Here is a 19,980-nt window from a genome sequence, read left to right as displayed (position 1 = left end):
GACGAGGCGCTCTTCAACGCCACGCCGCAGGCGAATATCCCATGCTGGGAAAGCGCCGGTGAAAAAGTGTCAATATCAGATCGTCCCTTCCACAAACCCACATCGCGGTGTTCCGGCGTCGCCGGGTCTGTGTCCGAAGAGCCGGACAAGGGCCGGATGACCTGCTACGACGCCGATCGCGGGGCCGCCCGTACCGGCCAGGACGGTCATTTCCGAGGGAAATCTGAGACTTTCTCCCGACCTTCCAGGAGAATATCGGCTGTGCCCTCCGCGTCGTCAGTGCTGCGTCTCGCGCGGGCCGTCGTGTTCGCGACGGTCTGCGGCGCGGTGTCGGCGGGCGGGCACGCGCTGGCGGGCGGCGGCCTCGTGCCGTTCGAGGTCTACCTGGCGGGGGTGCTGGCCGCGCTCGGGCTGGCGTACCTGATCGACGGGCGCGAGCGCGGCCCGGCGGCGGTGCTGGTGGCGACCGTGAGCACCCAGATGCTGATGCACCAGCTCTTCGAGCGGCTCACGCCCGTCGCCGGCGCCGGTCCGGCGCACGGGCATCCCGCGCCCGGCATGGCGCTGGTCCATCTCACGCTGGCGGCGCTGACGGCCTGGTGGCTGCACCGGGGCGAGCGGGCGCTGTGGCTCCTGATCCGCCTGTACGGCGCACCGCGGCCGATCGTCCCGCTCCTCGCCGCCGTCCCCGCCGAGGCCGGGTGGCCCTCGTGGCGGCCGGTCACCCCCTACCTGACCGCGTACGCGGGAAGGACCGTTTCCGGCGCGATCCTCAGGCGCGGCCCACCCCCTGGGCCGAGGCACTTCGGCTGAAGCACGAGTCCCTTGGCGCGCCCGGCGGGCGCGTACCCTTGCCTGTGTCCGGACGGCGCCACGCGCGAGTCCGGGAGATCGTTCTGGAGACCCATCATGGCGTTCCTGCCACGACACCTCATCGGGGCGGCACTCGCGTGCGCCCTCATCCTGATATTTCCGGCTTCGCCGGCGTTCGCGCACGACGCGCTCAAGAGCAGCTCGCCCGCGAAGGATTCCCAGGTCGACTCGGTCGACGAGATCGAGCTCGAATACAGCGCGAGCGTGAAGTTCCCGTTCGTCGTGCTGCACGACGCGGCGGGCAAGGAGGTCCCGCTCGGCAAGCCGGTGCTCGACGGGCCGAAGGTGCTCACCGACGTCCCGCAGCCGCTCCCGCCGGGCCCGTACGTCATCGCCTGGCGTGTCGTTTCGTCCGACGGGCATCCCATTGAGGGCGAGATCCCCTTCAGCGTGAAAGGATCACCTTCTCCATCGGCTTCGCCCTCGTCCATCGGCGGGGGGCCGACGGCGAGCACGCCGCCCCAGGCGGTCGGGTCCGCCGCGGCGGCCGGCGAGCCCCCCGCGGCATCCGCGGGGGTTCCCGGCTGGATCTGGGGCGGGCTGGTGGTGCTTGTCGTGCTGGGCGCGTTCGTTCTGATCCGGACCGCGCGCCGCGGCCCAGATCGGGAGGAAGTGGATGCGGATTGAGGAAGCCAGACAGATCGCTCGGCAGTGGGTGCTGGAGGAAGGCGCCGCGCTGCCGGGCTTCGACGGGGCCTTCCTGACCGGGTCGGCCCTGTGGGCCGACCCGGCCGCCGAGCTGGCCGCGACCTCGGACGTGGACGTCATGGTGATCGCGGACCAGCCCGCCCGCCTGGGCAAGTTCGCCTACCGCGGGGTCCTGCTGGAGGTCTCCTCCATCTCCGAGGTGGGCTCCACGCACGAGGTGCTGAGCGACTACCACCTGGCCGGCAGCTTCCACCTCCCCTGCGTGCTGGCCGATCCCTCCGGGCGGCTGACCGAGATCCAGCGGGTGGTCTCGCGCGACTTCGCCGAGCGGCCGTGGATCCTGGCCCGGTGCACCAACGCCATGGACCGGGTGCGCGGGTTCATCAACGGCATCGACGAGCGGGCGCCCCTGCCCGACCAGGTCAACTCGTGGCTGTTCGGCACCGGGGTGACCACCCACGTGCTGCTGGTGGCGGCGCTGCGCAACCCCACGATCCGGCGCCGCTACGTGGCCGTGCGCGACATGCTCGCCGAGCACGGGCGGCTGGACTTCCACGAGAGCCTGCTCGAACTGCTGGGCGCCGCGCACCTGAGCGCGGCCCGGGTCGAACGGCACCTGGCCGTGCTGGAGAAGGTGTTCGACGCCGCGGCGGCCGTCCGCGTCCCCTCCTACCCGTTCGACTCGGACATCACCCCGCCGGCGCGGCCCATCGCCATCGACGGCACCCGCGAGCTCATCCGGAGCGGCCTGCACCGGGAGGCGGTCTTCTGGCTGGTGGCCACCTACGCGCGCTGCCTGGCCAAGCGGGCCGCGGCGGGCGAGCAGGGGTATGAGGACGGCTTCCGCGAGCTCCTGGCCGACCTCGGGGCCGAGACGCGCCGGGACCGCCGCCGCAAGGGAGACCTGGTCCTGGCGGCGCTGCCCGGCGTGTGGCAGACCGCGATGGCCCTGTGTTAGGGCCTCAGGCCACGTAGGGGGTGGTCCGGCGGGCGTCCCGCAGCACCCCGCTCCACCAGCCGAGCTGGTCGAGCAGCGCCTTGGCGGCGACGTCGGGCCCCTCCGGGTCCAGCAGCTCGCCGTCGGGGCCGAACCGGCTCCAGTGCTGGTCGAAGCTGATCGTGTTGCGGATCGTCACGGCGTGCACCTCGGCGAAGACCGGCCGCAGGTGCTCGGCCGCCCGCACCCCGCCGCCGTACCCGCCGTAGGAGACGAGCGCGACCGGCTTGGCCATCCACGCCGAGAAGTGCCAGTCGATGGCGCTCTTGAGCGAGGCCGGGAAACTGTGGTTGTACTCCGGCGTCACCACCGCGAACGCGTCCGCCGCCGCCAGCCGCGCGGCCAGCCGCCTGAGCGCCGCCGGGCGGGACTCCACGTCGGCCAGTTCCTCGGGGGTGGCGGGCATCACCGCGGGCAGCGGCGTCAGCGCCAGGTCGATCACGTCGAGGTCGAACAGCCCGTGCGTGCGTGCCCGCTCCGTGAGCCACTCCGTGATCCTGGGGCCGAACCGCCCTTCGCGAACGCTGCCGGTGATCACTGCCAATGTCATGTTCTCCATGCGCCCCAGGCTCGTGGACGCCGGGCGGGCAAGGGAGACCGCGCTGAGACTGGCCCTCGCGGGGCCACGATACGGGCCGGGCGCCGGGCCTACACTCGTGGCCTGTGGGTGACAACGAACTGGGGGCGTTCCTGCGCTCCCGCCGGGAGGCCGTCAAGCCGGAGGACGTCGGGCTGCCCGGCGGGACGCGGCGGCGCACGCCGGGCCTGCGCAGGTCCGAGCTGGCCACCCTGGCGGGCGTGAGCGTCGAATACCTGACCAGGCTGGAGCAGGGCCGCGACCGCAACCCGTCCACGCAGGTGATCATCACGCTGGCCGAGGCGCTGCGGCTGACGCCCGAGGAGCGCGTCCACCTGCGCCAGCTGGCCAAGGTGGCCAGCGGCGACGCGCTGCTGTGCCCGGCCGCGGGCGAGGCACCGGCCCGCACGGTGCGCCCGACGGTGCGAGCGGTGCTCGACCGGCTGGAGCCCGCGCCCGCGGTGCTGCTCGACCGGGTGGGCGAGGTGCTCGCCCGCACCACGGGGTTCGAGCGGCTGTACGGCCCGGTCGGGCTGCTCGACGGCGATCCGCCCAACATGGTCAGGTACGTGTTCGCCGACCCGCGGGCCAGGGCCGCCTACCCCGACTGGGACCGCGTGGCCGACGAGCACGCGACCGCGCTCAAGCTGGCGGCCGCCAGGGCCGACCCGTTCGCGGAGGAGCTGGTCGCGGAGCTGTCGTTCGCGGCGGGCGAGGCGTTCAGCGGGCGGCCGGCCCGGCCGGCCGCCCCGCCGCTGCCGGCTCCCGTGGAACGGCTGGCGCATCCGCTGGCCGGGGAGCTGCGGCTCAAGCGCGAGCAGCTCGAGCTCTCCTACGACGACCAGCGGCTGATCGTCTACCTGCCGGCCGACGCCGCCACCTCGGCCGCGCTCGACCGGCTGACAGGCCGCCTCCCGGGCGCCCTGCGGGCCGTGAGCGGCTGACCGCCGCTACGCACGGCGCAGCGACCTGGTCAGGCCCGCGGCGATCGTCGTGGCCAGCACCCAGCCGGCGGCGATCAGCCCGTACGCGAGCCACTGCGTCCCGCCGCCGGGGTTGAACGCCTTCTCCTGCCCGAAGTCGATGATCGGCAGCAGCAGGTCCAGCGTGTAGACGAGCGGGTGGAACGGCGGGGCCTCCCCCGGCTTCAGCGGCGGCGGCTCGGCCAGGCCGAACACGGTCGTGCCCACGGCCAGGAGCGCCAGCAGCCAGGCGGCCGCGCGTAAGGGGCGGAAGCCGTACCCGACGGTGGCGTCCTGGAGGTGACCCCAGAACCCGGCGTACCACGGGAGGGTGGCGCGCCGCCGCTGCTGGCCGGCCAGCAGCGTGTCGCGGGCGTCGGCGTCGCTGCCCAGCCGCCGGTACATCGCGGCGAGCTGCTCGTACGCGTTCGGCAGGTAGCCCTCGGGATCCCTGCCCAGCCAGCCGAGCCGTCTGGCGGCGGGCAGCATGGGGTCGAGCACGTCGTAAGCGAGCCCGTCCATGCGCATCGCGTCCGGCCAGACGCCGGGGTCGTCGCGCAGGACGCCGATGCGCGCGTGGCGCAGCTCCACCGTGCCCTGAACGGGTACGGCGGTGCGCAGGGCCAGCTCGCGCGCCTCCACCCGCCAGCATTTGAGCGCCACCTCGCCGGGGGCCTCCAGCGTGGCGTCGTCGAAGCACAGGCGGCTGCCGACCTGGGCGTTGGTCAGCCGGACCCGGCCCTGCGCCGAGAAGCCGCTGCAGAGGTTGAGCACCTTGCCGACCGTGATGCCGTTGGCGGTCAGGGCGGAGCCGCCGGGGTTGGCCAGCCGGGCGCCCTCGAAGTGGGCGGGGCCGGTGACGGAGGCGTCGAGCAGGCTGATCTCGCCCTCCGCGGTCATCCCGTCGCGGGCGTGCAGGGCGCCGTCCACCGTGAGGCCGTCGCCGGCCAGGGCCACGCCGCCCGGGTTGCGCAGGGTGGCGCCGTCGAGGTTGAGCGAGCGGGCGACGGCGGCGCTCCCCAGGCGTATCTGGCCCTCGGTCTCGACCAGCGACAGGAACAGGCCGCCCTCGGCGTTGAGCCCGCCACCGCGCACGGCGATGCCGCCGGGGTTGCGCACGCGCGAGCCGCGCAACGTGAGCGGCCCTCCGACGCGGGCGGAGCGCACGCAGATCTCCCCGTCGACGGTCATCCTCCGCGCGAACAGGCCCACCTGGGCGGTCAGGTTGGACGCTTCGAAGGCCATGCCGCCGGGCGCGTGCAGGCGGGCCTCGTCGAGGTTGACGGCGGCGCCGATCCGGGCGGCCGTGAGGATGATCTCGCCGTGGCTGCTGAAGCCGTCCTGGGCCCGCAGGTTGCCGCCGACGTCGAGGTGCTCGCCGTTGACGACGGCCCCGCCCGGGTTCTCCAGGTGGGCGCGGTTGAGGTTGAGGTTGCCGCTGACGCGGGCGCCGGACAGGCGCAGCTCGCCGGTGACGTGGCAGCCGGCCAGCCGCAGGTTGCCGTCGACCTGGAGGTTCGAGGCGATCAGGCCGGGCAGCGTGGAGCCGCTCAGGCTGAGGAACCGGGTGCGCGTCTGGTACAGGTCGGGCGTCTCGTCGAACGCGCACTGCTCAAGGGTGACCGGGAAGCCGATCTCGGCGAAGGCCAGGTGGAGCAGGCCGGTGATCCGGGCGCCGATGAGGCGCAGCGCGGGCTTGGGCCCGTCGTGCTCGCCGAGGAGCACCTCGGCCAGGGCCTGCGCGCGCACGACCGGGTCGAGGTCGCCCGAGCGCAGGTCGACTTCCCTGCCGTGGGGCACGGCTTCGGCCACGGCCCGCTCGGCCGGGTGGAGATCGGTGATTTTCACACGGACATACTGCGCTGCCCGCCGGAGATCCGCAGCCGATCCCGGTGGCCGCCTACTCGCGTACGTCGAGCCCCAGGGCGCCGGCCACGACCGTCGCCTGGAAGGGGTCGATGACCGCGTTCTTGAGCGTGACGGTGAGCGGGTCGAGCGTGCTCAGGTCGCTGCCGCGCAGGTCGCACCGCGTCAGGTCGGCGCCGCGCAGCGACGCCCCCGACAGGTCGGCCCGCCGCAGCTCGGCGCCCTCCAGCCGGGCGCCCGACAGGTCGGCCTCCCGCAGCCGGGTGCCGCGGAAGACGCTGCCCCGCAGGTCGGCGTTGGCCAGGCCGACGTACGACCAGTCGCCGCCCTCGACCTTGAGCAGCCCGTACGTGCACCCGTCGAACACGCTGCCGGTCAGCTTGCACCCGTCGAACGTCGCGTCGAAGAACGAGCACCGCGTGAACGTGCAGTTGACGAAGCGGGCGTCGTCGTGGACCGACACGTTGAAGCGCACGTTGCTGAAGTGGCACTCCTCGAAGGAGGAGCCGTGGTCGACCAGCTCGGTCATGTCCACGTCCTGGAACAGCACCCGGCGATGGCTCTCGCCGGAGATCTCCACGCTGTCCCAGTCGGTGGACCAGATCGTCTTCTCGGTGGGCTGGGTCATGCGAACAAACTAGCGGATCAGGACCGCTTGGCGATGGAGGTGATGAGCGGTTGCACGAGCTTGGCCGCCAGGGGTCCGAAGGCCGCCAGGATGAGGACGTACGCCGCCGCCAGCGCGCCCAGGTCGGGGTGGGCGCCGGCCCCCCCCCCCCCCCCGCCAGGCCCGCGATGACGATGTTGAACTCGCCGCGCGGGATCAGCGCGATGCCCGCCCGCGCCTGGCCCGCCTTGGCGATGCCCGCCCGCCTGGCCGCGTACACGCCGGTCAGCAGCTTGGTGACCATGCCGACCAGGGCGAGCAGCGCGGCCAGCCCCGCCACCGGCAGGATCTTCGCCGGATCGGTCTGGAGCCCGAAGAAGACGAAGAACACCGCCGCGAACAGGTCGCGCAGCGGCGCCAGCAGCGCCTGCGCGTCCTCGGCGAGCTCGCCGGACAGCGCGATCCCGACCAGGAACGCGCCGACCGCCGCCGACACGTTCAGCTGCTGGGCGAGCCCGGCCACGAGCAGGGCGAGCCCGACCACCTTGAGCAGCAGCACCTCGTTGTTGGGGCTGGCCACGAACGCCTCGATGAAGCGCCCGAACTTGAGCGCCACGACCAGCACCACGCTCACGGTCAGCAGCGCGACGCCCACCGCGATCGCCCCGCTGGCCAGGCTCACCCCGGCCAGGATGGTCGTCAGGATCGGCAGGTAGACGGCCATCGTCAGGTCCTCGAAGACCAGCAGCGACAGCACCGTCGGCGTCTCCCGGTTACCGATCCACCCCAGGTCGGACAGCACCTTGGCGGTGATGCCCGAGGAGGTGGCGTACGTGACGCCCGCCATGGCCACGGCCGCGACCGGGCCCCAGCCCAGCAATAACGCGCAGATCGCGCCGGGGGCGGCGTTCAGCACCAGGTCGACGATGCCCGCGCGGATGTTGCCGGTCAGGCTGGTGACCAGTTCGTCGGCGTTGTACTCCAGGCCGAGCGTCAGCAGCAGCAGGACGACGCCCAGTTCCGCGCCGACGGAGACGAAGTCGTCGCTGGTCGCCAGCGGCAGCACCCCGCCGGTCCCGAACGCCAGGCCGGCGATCAGGTAGAGCGGGATGGGCGAGATGCCCACGCGCAGCGCGAGGGCGCCCAGGATTCCCAGGGCGAGGACTATGGCACCGAACTCGAGGAAGAGGATCGCGGTATGGTGCACCCGCGGCCCTACCCGTCCGCCAGGATGCCGGCCACCTCGGCGGTGGTGTCCTCGCTGCCCACGACGACCACGACGTCACCCGCGGCGAACACGAAGTCGGGGCCGGGGCTGGCGAAGACCCGCCCGCCGCGCACGACGGCCACGATGGAGGCGCTGGTACGGGTCCGCACGCGGGCGTCGCCCATGGGACGCCCGGCGTAGGGGGAGCCGTCGGGGATGGGCAGCTGCACGCTGACCAGGCCCTCGACCTGCTCGTGCAGCTGGTTGAGTCGCTGCACGATGCGGGGGGCGCCGAGGAGCTCGGCCAGGGCGTCGGCCTCCTCGTCGTTGAGCTTGACCACGTGGCAGACGGCGTCGGGATCGTCCGCGTCGTAGATCACCAGGTCACGGCGGCCCGTGCGGTGGGACACGACGCCGACCCGCTGTCCTTTGCGGGTGGTGAAGTCGTGTCGTAGCCCGATCCCCGGCAGCGCTGTCTGTTCGACCTCCACCTATCCCCACCCGCTCAGATCCGCCTATTTGCGACTAAACCCTACCAACACCTGTTTATGGCCTCTGCTCCGCAGAGGCGGGCTCGGTCGCCTTCCCCCGCTCTGGTCGCTACGCTCCCGCCGATCCCTCGCGTAGCGGGCGGCCGGCCTCGTGCAGGTGCCGCAGGGCCTGGCCCCACGACGCGAACAGGCCACATTCGACGTAGTCGACGCCGAGCCGCTCGCAGTACTCGCGGACGATGGGCTGCGCCCTGCGCAGGTTCGCGGTCGGCATGCTGGGGAACAGGTGGTGCTCGATCTGGTAGTTCAGGCCACCGAGCGCGGTATTGACCACGCGCCCGCCGCGTACGTTCCTGGAGGTCAGGACCTGGCGGCGGAGGAAGTCCAGCTCGTCCTCGGCGGTCAGGACCGGCATGCCCTTGTGGTTGGGCGCGAACGTGCAGCCGAGGTAGACGCCATAGCAGGCCTGGTGCACGGCCACGAAGACCAGCGCCGTGCCGAAGGGCAGCACCAGGAACACCGCCCCCAGGTAGAGGAGCACGTGCGCGGTCAGCAGCAGCCCTTCGAGCCCTCTGCTCTTGAGCGAGGGGCGGCGCAGCGCGCGGAAGCTCGACACCTTCAGGTTCACGCCTTCGAGGGTGAGCAGCGGGAAGAACAGGAACGCCTGCCAACGCCCGATGAACCGGGGTATCCCGCGCGCCTCCGCGGCCTGCTTCTGCGACCAGATCAGGATGTCGGGCGCGACGTCGGGGTCGTGCTCCTCATGGTTGGGATTGGCGTGGTGGCGCGTGTGCTTGTCCATCCACCAGCCGTAGCTGAGGCCGACGGCCAGGTTGCCCACCAGCAGCCCGGCGATCCTGCTGGTGCGCCGCGAGCGGGAGATCTGCCCGTGCGCCAGGTCGTGGGCCAGGAGCGTCACCTGGGCGAAGGCGACGGCGAGCAGCACCGCGACCGGGATCTGCCACCAGGAGTCGCCGGCCGTGGCGAACAGCGCCCAGCTCCCCGCGAACAGGCCGGCCACCAGGCTGATCCTGGCCGCGTAATAGCCTGGCCGCTTGTCCAGCAGCCCCGCCTCGGCGATGCGGCGTGACAGCCTCGCGAAGTCACTGCCGCGCTGAACGGCGGCGGTCCCCACAGTCCCCACATTTCTCTCCGATGCTGACGAGTCGTATGTGATCACTCATCAGCATCGCGAGAGACGGTGGCCCGGCGGACCCCCGCTGTCACCCGTTCTCTTGGTAGTGCACGCCCTACCTTCGGGGGCGCCCGATGGGCGCCCCCGCCGCCTGGGGATAGGGCCGGCCCATCGCACTCAGCGTGGCACTGGACGACCTCACCTGGTGGGGAATGGCGGGCGGCGGGGACACCGGCTCAGATCGGCTGCAGGGCCGCGGCGTCGCCGTAGATGTGCAGCTCCGGGCGGAAGGCCGCGAGGTAGGCGTCCCGGTCGTGGAAGGTCGCGGCCAGGGCGTCCCCGTAGTCGATCAGCTGCCTGTGGGCTTCCCTGCGGGGCTCGTAGCGGGCCGACAGCAGCCGCTCCAGCAGGTCCGCGTCGCCGCCGGCCGCGCAGATGACGTCGGCCAGGAGCTCCGCGTCGTGCAGCGTGTAGCTCATGCCCATCCCAGTCATGGGGTGGCAGGCGAACGCGGCCGAGCCCAGGAGCGCCGCGTTGCCCTTGTGGTATTCCGACACCCGCATCGAGGAGACCTTGATCCGCTGCCAGGTCGCGGGCTGGAGGGCGTTGAAGGCGTCCGAGCTGTCGGTGACGAACTTCTTCAGCTCGTCGAGCAGCGCGGGGATGCCGTCCTGGAAGATCTCCTTGTCCTCCTCGGGGGGCAGGCCGACGAACACCCTGGCCTGGTCCCTGTTGATCGGGTAGAGGTAGGTGAACCAGCCTTCCGAGCTGAAGTAGAGCCGGTTGAGCTGGGCGACGCTGGCGGTCAGCGGGACGGTGGCCACCCGCATCAGCAGCCGCTCGTACGGCAGCGTGCGCTGCTCGATGTCGAGCGCCTGCCGTACGGCCGACTTGGTGCCGTCGGCGCCGATCACGACGCCGGCCCGCAGCCGGCGCCCGTTCGACAGCGTCAGCTCCTCCACGCGGCCGTCACCGATCGCGATGTCGTCGATGCTGGCGTCGAACCAGAAGTCGACGCCCTCCATGACGCAGCTCGTGTAGATGAGCTCGACCAGCTCCCGGTAGGGGCGGACGAGGAAGCCCCCGTCCGGGAAGCGGCACTCCTGGATGGGGTCGCCGTCGTGGTAGTAGCGGATGGTGTCGCGCCTGAGGCCATGGCGTCCGACCAGGTCGGCCAGCCCGTGCCGGGCCAGCACCCGGAGCCCGGGTGGCTTGAGGAAGTCCGCGCCCGCGCTGGGGATCGATGGTCCCTGCTCGATGACGACGACGCGACGGCCGCGGCGACCCAGCAGCAAGGCGAGGAAGCAGCCGCCGAGCCCGGCGCCGACGATCGCTACGTCGCACGATGTGGTTGCCATGACGAAAGCCCTTTCGAGTGTTTGAACTAGTTCGGGTTCCCGCGGAAACCGGCGAGCGGGCCTGGCTCGGCCGCCCGCGGCCGCGGGATGTGGTCCGTGGGGGGTGTGCGGGTCTCGGCAGGCAGCAACGCGTCGGCCTCCGCCGCCACGGTGGCGAGAGTCATGCGCAGCTCCAGCAGCATCCTGCGCGGAACCTTGATCATGACGTCGCCCGGGTCGGTCCGCAGCCGGGTGATCTTGGTGAGGGCCAGTGCGCCGATCAGCACGGAGATGGCCACGCACATCGCGAGCGCGCCGGCCAGCCCCGCGAAGGGGCCGGTCATGAACGGGTGGTCGATGACGACCGACACGACTGCGACGCCGACGGCCCCGCCGACCATGCGGGCCATGGTGGCCGCGCCGACGGCGGAGGCGTACTGGTGGGGGCGGGCGGCCAGGGTGGTGGCGACGGAGGTGCCCGGCGCGAGCGCGCCGACGCCGATGCCGACCACGACGCTGGCGACCAGGCCCCACACGGTGGGCCCGGCCTGCGTCAGCACGAGCACGCAGGCGCCGCCGCACAGCAGCGATCCCGCGTAGATCAGCCCGTACGCGCCGACCCGCTTGACGATCCGCCCGGCCAGGAAGCTCGTCACGACGACCGCCACCGACGTGGGTGTCAGCCACATGGCCACCTCGAGCATGGGGTAGCCCAGGTGGAGCAGGTACAGCGGCTGCACGGTCAGCAGCCCGTACGAAAGGGCGCCGAAGCCCCAGGTCGCCAGCCAGCCCCAGACGAATCTGGGACGCCGCCACAGGGCCAGGTCGATCGCGGGCAGGCGGTGGTGCTTGGCCTGCGCGAGCGCGCCGCCCAGCAGGGCGAGCGCGGCCAGCGCCAGCCACACCACGTCCATGCCCCAGGCCATCGCCTTGGAGATGGCCAGCACGATGACCGCGATGCCCGCGGCGAGCAGCCACGCGCCGAGGACGTCCGGCAGGCCCCTGGCCACGGCGCGCTTACCCGGCGGAAGCGCGGCGCAGGCGATCAGGAGCGCGACGCCGATGACGACGTCGGGAACGAACAGGGCCCGCCAGCCGACGGAGACGACCAGCCAGCCGCCGCCCGCCTGCATGAGCAGGCAGCCCAGCCCGGAGGCGGAGCTCCACAGAGCGATCGCGCCGCGCCGCTGCGACTCCGGCAGCTCTCCGAGCAGCAGCCCGAGGCTGGCCGGGATCATCGCCGCGGCACCGGCGCCCTGGACGGCCCGGGCCGCCAGGACGTACGACCAGGAGTCCACCAGGACGGTGGCGACACCGCCCAGGACGAACACCACGAGCCCTACGGCCAGGACCCGTCGGCGGCCGAACAGGTCCGCCCAGCGGCCCGCGGTGGCCAGCAGCGCCGCGATCGGGATGAACGCCGCGCTGGTCAGCCAGACCAGGTCGCCCAGCGGCATGCCGGCCCCGGCGGGTGTGTACCGCAGGACTCCGACTGCCAGGGTGGTGGCCGTGGTGTCGGCCATCACCGTCAACATGACACCCGCACCGACCAGCCGCAGCATCACGGCGTGACGACGGTCGATGGTGCTCGTCCCCCGCGCTGGTGACGGACGCACGTGGTCACCTCCAAGCTATGAGTGGTCTCCGCCGACCGGCACACTCCGGCTGTGCGACCGGCAGAGGTGGGTCCTTCGGTTGTGCACGAACGGTCAGGCCCGAGTCGGGCCCGAGTGGTCAGGCGCCGTAGCGGCCGGGCGAGAGCAGGCCGTCCGGGTCGAGGGCGGTCTTGAGCCGGTGCAGCATGCCCAGGCTGGCGGTGCTGGTCTCCGACCACACGTCGGCCGCGGCGTGGTCGATGTCCGAGCGGTAGATGGCGCACCCGTGGCTGCGCAGCAGGCAGTTGCCGTCGTTGCGGAGCTGGTGGGCGCGGTAGGGGGCATCCGGCACGCCCCGTTCGAAGAAGATCTGGATGACGCCGTTGGCCATGTGCCGGCTGACGAGGTTCCACTCGACCATGAGCGCGGTGGTGTGCGCGTCCACGGCCGTCTGGAGGGCGGCCAGGATGTGTTCGGTCCTGCGGGCGTGCGTCGGCATCAGCGGCATCAACGCCAGGAAGCCGGTCTGGCCCTCGTCGATCTGGTCGCAGGAGGTGACGCGCAGGGCGTTGCGCACCCCCAGGCAGGTGGGGATGCCCTGGGACATGAGCGCCCTCGGGTAGAGCGGGTCGTCGGGGCCCACCTCGGCCGCGTCGACCACGCGCAGCGCCTCGGCGCCCTCGACCTCGATGAGCGCCTTGCGCAGCAGTTCCTCGGCCAGTTCGACGGCGGCGTCGCTGCCGAGCAGCGGCCCCATGACGGTGAACAGGCCGGGGTCGACGCCCCTGGGCAGGAACCAGTCGCCGTGGCTCGGAACGAGCGCCAGCTCGCGCACGCGCAACATCCCGTCGGCGGGGTTGCCGCGGCGCAGGAAACCGGCGATCGCGTCGAGCGCGACGCCGACCTGGTCGCGCGGGATGCGGCCGTGGACGAGGCCGACGGTCTGCGGGCGCGGCACGAGGGCGACCGCCATGGCGGTGACGATGCCCAGGTTGTGCTGGACGAAGGCGGGCGTCAGGTCGGGCCCGGCGACCCGGCCGTGGTAGCGCCCCGCCGGGTCGAGCCCGCCGGTGGTGACCACGCTGCCGTCGGCCAGCACGGCCTCCAGCCCGGCCACGTCGTGCACCCGGGAGCGGAAGGTGCCGTCGCCGCGGTCCAGGGCGTTGCCCACGACGGAGGTGTCGGCGCAGGAGTTGGTGACGTTCAGCATCCAGGGGGTGTCGTGCAGCGCCTGGGCGAGCTGGGCCTGGGTCACCCCGGGTTCGATGACCGCGAAGCCGGCCTCCAGGTCGAGGCTGCGGATGCGGTTCATGCCGCTCAGGTCGACGACCAGGTTGTCGTCGGTGACCGGCACGGCCGAGCCCATGCCCCAGTTCTTGCCGGTGCTGATCGGGTAGAGGCGGCGGCCGGTCCTCATGGACTGCCGTACGAGCGCGCGTACCTCGTCGAGGCTGCGCGGCGCGTCGATGCCCGCCACGGAACGCGGTTGGTGGCCCCCGACGTCGTGCGACTTCAGCTCCAGTCGCTCTAGTCCCTGCATGACTCTCCTCTTTCGGCTCACGCGGTGTGCTGGAGCAGGTCGTCGATGGAGCCGATGGCCTGGTTGGACATCTCCCTGATGCCGAGCAGCCGCTGCTCGACGTACTCGTCGGGCTCGGCGGGAGCGTCGGGGAGGTCGAGGGTTCCGAGCGGCGCCGCCTGCACGGGGACCTCGTGCAGGCCGTAGGGGTGCCGGCGGGGCCGGATGGTGTCGGTGTCCCGGGTGTCGCGGATGGTTCTGGCGGGCAGGTGCGGGGGGGTTCGCATGACGGGAGCTCTCCTACCGGACTCGATGGGGTTTTTCCGGGCGACCGCTCGCCGTTGAGCGGATCTGGGTCAGCGTGCGCCCTCCTTGTGGTCGAGGTGGTCGACCACCGGAGTGACGGCCGCGGGGGTCGCCCGCGGCACGCCGTGGTTGATGACGCTCGCGGCGATGCGGCGCTCCGCCAGCCCCATGTGGGGACGGCCGGCGGTGCCGCCGGTGCCCGGCCGGGCGCCGGCCGAGCCTCGGATCATGGAGCTGGCGTGCACCCAACGGCGGGACTCCGCCAGCACGTCGCGCTGGGCACGCGACAGGTCGGAGTGGCGGGCGTACTGCTCGCAGACGGCCCGCGCCAGCACCCGGGCCATGACGAGGTGCTCCGCGCAGGCGGCCGAGACCTTCGCCTCCAATCCGATGACCTGGGCGAGGAGCAGCTGCAGGTGTGCCAGCCCCGAGCTGCGCTCGAACCCGTCGAGCTCGGCCAGCCGCTCGGGCCAGCGCAGCCGCCGCTCGATCGAGGCGTTCACGGCGGCGACGACCTCGGTGGCGGGCTGGTCCGGGCGCCGCCCTTCGAGCTGCACGGCCCGCTGCGCGGTCGATTCGAAGTCGGTCAGCCGGCGCAGCCCGCTCTGGAGCAGGCGTACGCGGTTGTGCAGGCAGGCGGCGCTCCAGCCGAGGACCAGCAGGCGGTCGGCGTCGGCCTCGCAGTGCCAGCCGACGAGCGCGACCTCGCGCGCCATGCGGTGGTAGAGCACCCAGGACTCCTGCGCGGCCACCGGCACCGGGGTGTCGATCCACACCTGCAGGCCGCCCGGGGGTACTTCGTCGACGCCGACGTCCACGCCGGCGGGTGCCACCCTGGCGCAGATCCGCTGAACCACCCGTTGCTGGGCGGCTGTCTCCGGCGCCAGGGGCACCGGGCCTGGCAGCACTCGCTCTGGGGCCACTCTCGCCCTCGGCTCGATGCTCATCTGGGGCCACCTCCCGACGGCCTTACGTAAATTGACACTTAATAGTGCCGTCCCGATCGTCGTCAGACACGGGTTTTCTGTCAACTGGTACTTAACCAAACCAGCATGGATCACTCGCCGCCCGATCGGCGGCAGTCGTGAACCCGCGACTTCCCGCAGGTGAATCCGGTGTTACGGAGCGTGGATCATCTAGAGTCCGAACGGTTCGGTCAGTTCGGGAGTCATGCGGGGAGCGAGCCGGTGTGGGTGCCAAGATCCGTGGTCGTGGCCTTGTCGGTGGCCGCGGGACTGCCCGCGCCGCCCGACGCGGCGCAGGCGGCGGCCGGTTACTGCGAGCTACCGGATCACTCCCAGCCGTCCATCCCGGGCGAGGCTTACCTGATCGATACTGCTTCCTCACCAGACTGGATTCATCCCAATCCGCCGCCCGTCGACCGGGAGCCGACCGAGTCCGAACGGCTCGACTTCGCGGGCTTCCCGAACGTCTCGGTCCTCGACGTCGTGGGCCCCGGCGGAGCTCCCCGGCAGAAGGTGATCAGCACCTTCACCACGAACGTGGACCAGATCGTCACCCTCACCAACTCGGTCGCGCTCTCCGACGACGGCGGGCTCTCGTTCGGCCCGGCGAACGTGACGCCGCTCCGCGAGGCCCCCATCCAGCTGCTCGACGGCCGGTACTTCGCCACCGAGTACTACCTGCAGGTCACCAGCCCGCACTCGGGCACGCTGGGCGTGCTCACCACCTCGTCGCTGGAGGACGGGGAGAGCTGGGTGCGCTCGGAGGCGACGCTGACCACGCCCGGCGACCTGCTGCCCGGCGGGGCCACGCACGGGCTGCCGGTGCAGCTCGCCGACGGCACGATCCTCATCACGATGTACGCCCAGTACGGCGACACGGGGACGTACCAGGCGGAGCTGTACGCCAGCCGGGACGGCGGCCGGACGTTCGAGCGGCGCGGCGTGATCGCGCCACCCTCCGACGGGTTGGTCTACAACGAGGCGAGCGTCGCGCAGACGATGGACGGCAGCCTGCTGGCGGTGCTGCGCCGCGACGGCGGCCGGTTCTCCACGCTGCACCAGAGCCGCTCCACCGACGGCGGGCGCACCTGGTCGCCGGTCCGCGAGCTGCGCTTCGCGGGGCAGGACTGCGTGGTCCGCGGCGTGGCGCCACGGCTGCTGCTGATGCCGGACGGCGTCCTCGTGCTCAGCGCCGGGCGCCCGGACAACTGGATGGCTGCCTCCCCCGACGGGCTCGGTGAGGAGTGGCTGGAGCCGCGGGTGACTTACCACAACCGCGACGGCATCTGGCCCGTCCACGGCTCCTCCGGCTACACCGGGATCGCGGCCCTCGGCCCGCACCGGCTGATCCAGGTGTTCGACAACTGCAAGCTGCCCGGCGTGCGTCCCAGCGGCCTGCTGGACGAGACCGCCTGCCCGGCGCACGGGCGCTTCGAGAACCACGGCTGGTACGCGATCAAGCGGCAGCTGTTCACGATCGACCCTCCTGGTCCCGGCCTGCTGGACCTGGCCGCCATGCGCCGGACCGGCCGGCTGAGCGTCGAGACGACCATGCGCTGGACCGGCCGCCCCAGGAGCCGCCCCGGCGGGGCCTTCGACGGCAGCACCGGCTACTGGTCGAGCGCCGTCGCCAAGGGCCGCGGCCGGTACGTGCTGCACCTGGACCGCCAGTACGCCCTGACCCGGATCGGCCTGAGCCTGCGCCCGGGCCATCCGGCCGGGGCCCGCGTGTACGTCTCCAAGGACGGCCGCTCCTGGGGCGAGCCCGTCGTCACGATCACGGACCGGACGGACTACGCGATGCGGTACGAGGCGATCGACCGCACGGGCCGGCACATCAAGATCGTCACCGAGCCGACCTCCGGCTGCGGGCCGGAGCTCGGCCGGACGTGCAGCATGCTCAACGAGCTCGAGCTCTACTCGCCGTGAGGCGTCTCCGGCCCCAGGGACGTCTGCGTCGGCGTGCCGGTGGGCGACTCCGTGGGCGACCCGGTAGGCGACCCGGTAGGCGTCTGCGTGGTCTGGCCGCCCCCGGGCTGCCGCAGCGCGGTCAGGTGCGCCACCAGCGCCGGCTCCGCCGTCCTGGCCAGCGCCACCACCGTCGGCGAGGTCCCGCGGGAGATCTCGACCTTCGTGGCCGCCAGCGCCTCCTGGTGCGCGTTGATCATGGCGGCGGTGAAGTCCTGGTCGAACTCGTTGGGCGGCGAGTCCTGCAGCTCGGCCAGCATGGCACGCTGGTCGGCGCTCGGGGACATGGGCAGCGCGATGTGGAGCTGCGTGGCCGCCCTGGTCACCTTCGTGTCGAGCTTGGTGTGGTCGGCGACGAGCATCTTGCCGATCGACTTGATCCGCGCCGAGCTACCCTTGCCCACCCCGAGCTGCCCGGCCTGGACCTCGGCCAGGTTGCCCTCGTGGATGGCCCGCATCCAGGCCTTGTCCTGCTCGGAGGGCTGTGTGTCGGTACGCGGCGCCAGGCCGGCGGTGTCCGTCGGCACGTCGGCGCAGCCCCCGAGAGCGGCGAGGGCCACGGCGGCCAGCAACAATGTGCGCATGAGCATTTCCTATGACAGGGTGATACACATCAAATACAGACAGTAATCACCCTTCCCCCAATATCCGACATTTCACCTCCGAGCCCGTCCACCCCCACCGCCTGCCGCGATCCACCGCCGCCCGCCACACCGCGGGCCGTCATCGATAATGGCGACGACCATGAGGCCGATGCGACCGGAGCACGGATGACCCACCCAGACCCCCGCCCGCCCCACCAGCGCAAGCGGGACACCCTCGACCGGCTGGAGCATGACGTGGACGCCTGGGTGGCCACGGCGGACGAGGGCGGGGGGCCGTACCTGGTGCCGTTGTCATTCCTCTGGGACGGCGCGACCCTGCTGATCTCCACCACCAGCGCCAGCCAGACCGCCCGCAACCTGCTCGCCTCCGGACGGCTGCGCGTGGGCGTGGGGCTGGTGCGCGACGTCGTCCTCGTCGAGGGCATGGCCGAGGCCATCCCCGATGCCGAGATCCCGGCCGAGGTCGGCGACGCGTTCGCGGCGAAGTCGGGCTTCGACCCGCGCAAGGAGCCCGAGCCGTACCACTACTTCCGCATCACGCCGGTCCGCCTGCAGGCCTGGCGCGAGGCGAACGAGCTGCGCGGCCGCGACCTCATCCGCGACGGCGAGTGGACGGTCAGCTGAAGATCGGCCAGCCAAAAGATCGGCCGGCCGAAGATCGGCGAAGGGGGGTGAGCGGTCGCCTGCGGGTCCGCCACGGCGTGTGAGCGGTCAGCCGAAGGTGACCACCAGGGTCGTGTGGCGCTTCGGGATGACCGTTCCCTTCCCGTCGCCGTGGGCGTGCCCGGGATAGGCGTGGATGCGCATGTCGCTCACCCCCGGGCGGCCCGCCTCGTGCCACGCTCGCACGTGCCCGGCCAGGTCGGCCGCCAGCTCGGCGCCGCCGGGTCCATGGCCCTGGGCGGCGAGACCCGGGCCGGTGGGCCCCCGGCCGCCGGCCACGTGCGCGCCCTGCCCTCCGAGCAACGCGATGGAGTGGCCTTCGACGAGGCCGACGCTCATCCCGTACCCCCGCCCCAGCCTGCCGGTCAGGACGCAGCACCGGGAGTCGCGCAGGGCCAGCCACAGCGAGACGCCCGGCCCGTACGCCGCCGCCTCGCCCCCGTCGACGGCGACCTCGGCCGGCTCGGCGTCGAGCGCGGCCAGCACGTCGCCGATCTCGCGCCACTCGGGCAGGCCCAGCACGAGCTCGGGATCCTGGCGCAGCACCACGCTCGCCTCGGGCCCGGCGAACGCCCCGCGCATCCGCATGAACCCGCACGGCGCCACCGACCGGCTGGCCCAGTGGTCACCGGCGCGTTGGAGGGCCACCGACACCTGCATGCCCCGCAGGTCGAGCGGCGCCACCAGCCGCCCGCCCTCCCCCAGCTGCTCCAGCCACGCCGGGGCCAGGTCCCACACGCCGACCGTGGCGATCACGCGGTCGTACGGGGCCCGCTCCGCGTACCCCTGGACGCCGTCCGCGCACACCGCCTCCACCCGCGCCGCCCCGGCGGCGGACAGGTGCCCTCTGGCCCGCGCGACGATGTCCTCGTCGAGGTCGACGCTCACCACATGCCCGGCGGGCCCGGCGAGCCGGGCCAGCAGCGCCGCGTTGTAGCCGGTGCCCGCGCCGATCTCCAGCACCCGGTGCCCAGGCTCGACGCCGAGCTGGTCGAGCATGGTGGCCATGATCGCGGGCTGCGAGGACGAGCTGATCGGCCGGCCCGCTTCGTCACGCTTGGTGACGATGGGCGCGTCGCGGTAGGCGGCCTCGGGGTCGACGCCGGGCACGAAGAGGTGGCGCGGCACCGCCAGCAGCGCGGCGGCCACGGGATCGCTGATGTCCTGGCGTTCCCGCAGCTGCGCCACCATGGCCTGCCTCTGCTCCGCGAAGTCCATGGCTCCCATTCTCCATAGGGAGCTCCAGGAAATCTGAGTAAAGAAACAGTCAAAGAGGGTTGGGCCGGTGAGTCGGGGGAAGGGCAGGCAACTCCTGAACGTCGACCGTGAGGAGGAGCCGTAGTGCTCACCCTGACAGCCAACGCAGCCCAGGCGATCCGCGATCTGACCTCGTCTGCGCCCGAACCTTCTCAGAGCGGGATCCGCATCTCGTCTCAGGGAGAGGGCGCGAGTTCGCTCACCCTTACGCTGGCCACCGCTCCGGAGCCGGCCGACGAGGTCGTCGAGACCGAGGGGGCGCGCGTCTACCTCGACCCCGTGGCCGCCACCGTATTGGAGGACAAGTCACTGGACGCCGGAGCCGACGACCAGGGAAGCGTCTCGTTCCTGGTCAAGGACCAGATGGCGTGACATGGGCGCCCGCCGTGCCGCACCGGCACG

19 protein-coding genes and 1 pseudogene are annotated in these 19,980 nt (G+C 72.3%); 7 read left to right on the top strand and 13 right to left on the bottom strand.

Annotated features, from left to right (window positions below):
• The first annotated feature begins 261 nt into the window (after positions 1 to 261).
• From ACFKCF_RS07195 to ACFKCF_RS07185, 3 genes are all read left to right on the top strand, one after another.
• Entirely contained in the window at positions 262 to 813 is a 552-nt protein-coding gene (locus ACFKCF_RS07195) for a hypothetical protein (RefSeq protein ID WP_394491899.1), read from the top strand.
• Positions 814 to 909: 96 nt separating this feature from the next.
• Positions 910 to 1,500: a copper resistance protein CopC gene (locus tag ACFKCF_RS07190; protein ID WP_394491897.1), complete on the top strand. Its 591-nt coding sequence runs from the start codon at positions 910 to 912 to the stop codon at positions 1,498 to 1,500.
• A complete protein-coding gene (locus tag ACFKCF_RS07185) occupies positions 1,490 to 2,479 on the top strand; it encodes a hypothetical protein (RefSeq protein WP_394491895.1) in 990 nt (329 codons plus the stop codon). The genes ACFKCF_RS07190 and ACFKCF_RS07185 overlap by 11 nt, the downstream gene beginning before the upstream one ends.
• Positions 2,480 to 2,483: 4 nt before the next feature.
• Here the strand turns inward: ACFKCF_RS07185 and ACFKCF_RS07180 are convergent, their stop codons facing one another.
• Positions 2,484 to 3,068: an NADPH-dependent FMN reductase gene (locus ACFKCF_RS07180; protein ID WP_394491893.1), complete on the bottom strand. Its 585-nt coding sequence runs from the start codon at positions 3,066 to 3,068 to the stop codon at positions 2,484 to 2,486.
• Positions 3,069 to 3,181: 113 nt separating this feature from the next.
• Between ACFKCF_RS07180 and ACFKCF_RS07175 the strand changes: the two genes are divergently transcribed.
• On the top strand, positions 3,182 to 4,039 hold the full coding sequence (locus ACFKCF_RS07175; protein ID WP_394491891.1) for a helix-turn-helix domain-containing protein: 858 nt from the start codon (positions 3,182 to 3,184) through the stop codon (positions 4,037 to 4,039).
• 6 nt (positions 4,040 to 4,045) lie between these two features.
• On the opposite strand, the gene ACFKCF_RS07170 is transcribed toward ACFKCF_RS07175, so the two are convergent.
• The 10 genes and pseudogenes from ACFKCF_RS07170 to ACFKCF_RS07125 form a co-directional block, all read right to left on the bottom strand.
• Complete coding sequence (locus ACFKCF_RS07170) at positions 4,046 to 5,905, bottom strand: hypothetical protein (protein ID WP_394491889.1); 1,860 nt, start codon at positions 5,903 to 5,905, stop codon at positions 4,046 to 4,048.
• A gap of 52 nt (positions 5,906 to 5,957) precedes the next feature.
• On the bottom strand, positions 5,958 to 6,551 hold the full coding sequence (locus ACFKCF_RS07165; protein WP_394491887.1) for a pentapeptide repeat-containing protein: 594 nt from the start codon (positions 6,549 to 6,551) through the stop codon (positions 5,958 to 5,960).
• A 208-nt stretch (positions 6,552 to 6,759) separates the two neighbouring features.
• Positions 6,760 to 7,656: pseudogene (locus ACFKCF_RS07160) on the bottom strand (cation:proton antiporter); the annotation flags it as partial.
• Between the two features lie 89 nt (positions 7,657 to 7,745).
• Positions 7,746 to 8,228: a cation:proton antiporter regulatory subunit gene (locus ACFKCF_RS07155; protein ID WP_394491885.1), complete on the bottom strand. Its 483-nt coding sequence runs from the start codon at positions 8,226 to 8,228 to the stop codon at positions 7,746 to 7,748.
• Positions 8,229 to 8,337: 109 nt separating this feature from the next.
• On the bottom strand, positions 8,338 to 9,372 hold the full coding sequence (locus ACFKCF_RS07150) for a fatty acid desaturase family protein (RefSeq protein WP_394491883.1): 1,035 nt from the start codon (positions 9,370 to 9,372) through the stop codon (positions 8,338 to 8,340).
• Positions 9,373 to 9,599: 227 nt separating this feature from the next.
• Entirely contained in the window at positions 9,600 to 10,721 is a 1,122-nt protein-coding gene (locus ACFKCF_RS07145; RefSeq protein ID WP_394491881.1) for an FAD-dependent monooxygenase, read from the bottom strand.
• A 26-nt stretch (positions 10,722 to 10,747) separates the two neighbouring features.
• A complete protein-coding gene (locus ACFKCF_RS07140; RefSeq protein ID WP_394491880.1) occupies positions 10,748 to 12,316 on the bottom strand; it encodes an MFS transporter in 1,569 nt (522 codons plus the stop codon).
• A gap of 118 nt (positions 12,317 to 12,434) precedes the next feature.
• On the bottom strand, positions 12,435 to 13,835 hold the full coding sequence (locus ACFKCF_RS07135; RefSeq protein WP_394491878.1) for an FAD-binding oxidoreductase: 1,401 nt from the start codon (positions 13,833 to 13,835) through the stop codon (positions 12,435 to 12,437).
• Between the two features lie 17 nt (positions 13,836 to 13,852).
• A complete protein-coding gene (locus tag ACFKCF_RS07130) occupies positions 13,853 to 14,101 on the bottom strand; it encodes a hypothetical protein (protein WP_394491876.1) in 249 nt (82 codons plus the stop codon).
• Positions 14,102 to 14,170: 69 nt separating this feature from the next.
• Entirely contained in the window at positions 14,171 to 15,067 is an 897-nt protein-coding gene (locus ACFKCF_RS07125) for a hypothetical protein (RefSeq protein ID WP_394491874.1), read from the bottom strand.
• A gap of 240 nt (positions 15,068 to 15,307) precedes the next feature.
• Between ACFKCF_RS07125 and ACFKCF_RS07120 the strand changes: the two genes are divergently transcribed.
• Positions 15,308 to 17,014, top strand: a complete 1,707-nt coding sequence (locus ACFKCF_RS07120; RefSeq protein ID WP_394491872.1) for a sialidase family protein — start codon at positions 15,308 to 15,310, stop codon at positions 17,012 to 17,014.
• On the opposite strand, the gene ACFKCF_RS07115 is transcribed toward ACFKCF_RS07120, so the two are convergent.
• Positions 17,002 to 17,637, bottom strand: coding sequence for a DUF4142 domain-containing protein (locus tag ACFKCF_RS07115; RefSeq protein ID WP_394491870.1), 636 nt, complete (start codon positions 17,635 to 17,637; stop codon positions 17,002 to 17,004). The two genes, ACFKCF_RS07120 and ACFKCF_RS07115, sit on opposite strands and share 13 nt — an antisense overlap.
• Before the next feature lie 186 nt (positions 17,638 to 17,823).
• On the opposite strand from ACFKCF_RS07115, the gene ACFKCF_RS07110 reads away from it, so the two are divergent.
• Positions 17,824 to 18,282 carry a pyridoxamine 5'-phosphate oxidase family protein gene (locus ACFKCF_RS07110; protein WP_394491868.1) on the top strand — a complete coding sequence of 153 codons (459 nt, stop codon included), beginning with the start codon at positions 17,824 to 17,826 and terminating at the stop codon, positions 18,280 to 18,282.
• A gap of 87 nt (positions 18,283 to 18,369) precedes the next feature.
• On the opposite strand, the gene fxlM is transcribed toward ACFKCF_RS07110, so the two are convergent.
• Complete coding sequence (fxlM, locus tag ACFKCF_RS07105) at positions 18,370 to 19,539, bottom strand: methyltransferase, FxLD system (RefSeq protein WP_394491866.1); 1,170 nt, start codon at positions 19,537 to 19,539, stop codon at positions 18,370 to 18,372.
• 123 nt (positions 19,540 to 19,662) lie between these two features.
• Between fxlM and ACFKCF_RS07100 the strand changes: the two genes are divergently transcribed.
• The gene (locus ACFKCF_RS07100; protein WP_185074102.1) at positions 19,663 to 19,950 is read left to right on the top strand and encodes an iron-sulfur cluster biosynthesis family protein; all 288 of its coding nucleotides are present in this window, start codon (positions 19,663 to 19,665) and stop codon (positions 19,948 to 19,950) included.
• Positions 19,951 to 19,980: the final 30 nt, after the last annotated feature.

The sequence above is a fragment of the Nonomuraea sp. JJY05 genome, assembly GCF_043496855.1.
GTDB lineage: Bacteria > Actinomycetota > Actinomycetes > Streptosporangiales > Streptosporangiaceae > Nonomuraea.
This window is presented reverse-complemented; position numbering and strand designations above follow the sequence as displayed.

What these genes read in the sequence shown, in the direction of transcription:
- ACFKCF_RS07190 (WP_394491897.1), top strand. Translation starts at nt 910, where the DNA reads ATGGCGTTCCTGCCACGACACCTCATCGGGGCGGCACTCGCGTGCGCC.
- ACFKCF_RS07185 (WP_394491895.1), top strand. Translation starts at nt 1,490, where the DNA reads ATGCGGATTGAGGAAGCCAGACAGATCGCTCGGCAGTGGGTGCTGGAG.
- ACFKCF_RS07180 (WP_394491893.1), bottom strand. Translation starts at nt 3,068, where the DNA reads ATGACATTGGCAGTGATCACCGGCAGCGTTCGCGAAGGGCGGTTCGGC.
- ACFKCF_RS07165 (WP_394491887.1), bottom strand. Translation starts at nt 6,551, where the DNA reads ATGACCCAGCCCACCGAGAAGACGATCTGGTCCACCGACTGGGACAGC.
- ACFKCF_RS07145 (WP_394491881.1), bottom strand. Translation starts at nt 10,721, where the DNA reads ATGGCAACCACATCGTGCGACGTAGCGATCGTCGGCGCCGGGCTCGGC.
- ACFKCF_RS07135 (WP_394491878.1), bottom strand. Translation starts at nt 13,835, where the DNA reads ATGCAGGGACTAGAGCGACTGGAGCTGAAGTCGCACGACGTCGGGGGC.
- ACFKCF_RS07130 (WP_394491876.1), bottom strand. Translation starts at nt 14,101, where the DNA reads ATGCGAACCCCCCCGCACCTGCCCGCCAGAACCATCCGCGACACCCGG.
- ACFKCF_RS07125 (WP_394491874.1), bottom strand. Translation starts at nt 15,067, where the DNA reads ATGAGCATCGAGCCGAGGGCGAGAGTGGCCCCAGAGCGAGTGCTGCCA.
- ACFKCF_RS07115 (WP_394491870.1), bottom strand. Translation starts at nt 17,637, where the DNA reads ATGCGCACATTGTTGCTGGCCGCCGTGGCCCTCGCCGCTCTCGGGGGC.
- ACFKCF_RS07110 (WP_394491868.1), top strand. Translation starts at nt 17,824, where the DNA reads ATGACCCACCCAGACCCCCGCCCGCCCCACCAGCGCAAGCGGGACACC.
- fxlM (WP_394491866.1), bottom strand. Translation starts at nt 19,539, where the DNA reads ATGGACTTCGCGGAGCAGAGGCAGGCCATGGTGGCGCAGCTGCGGGAA.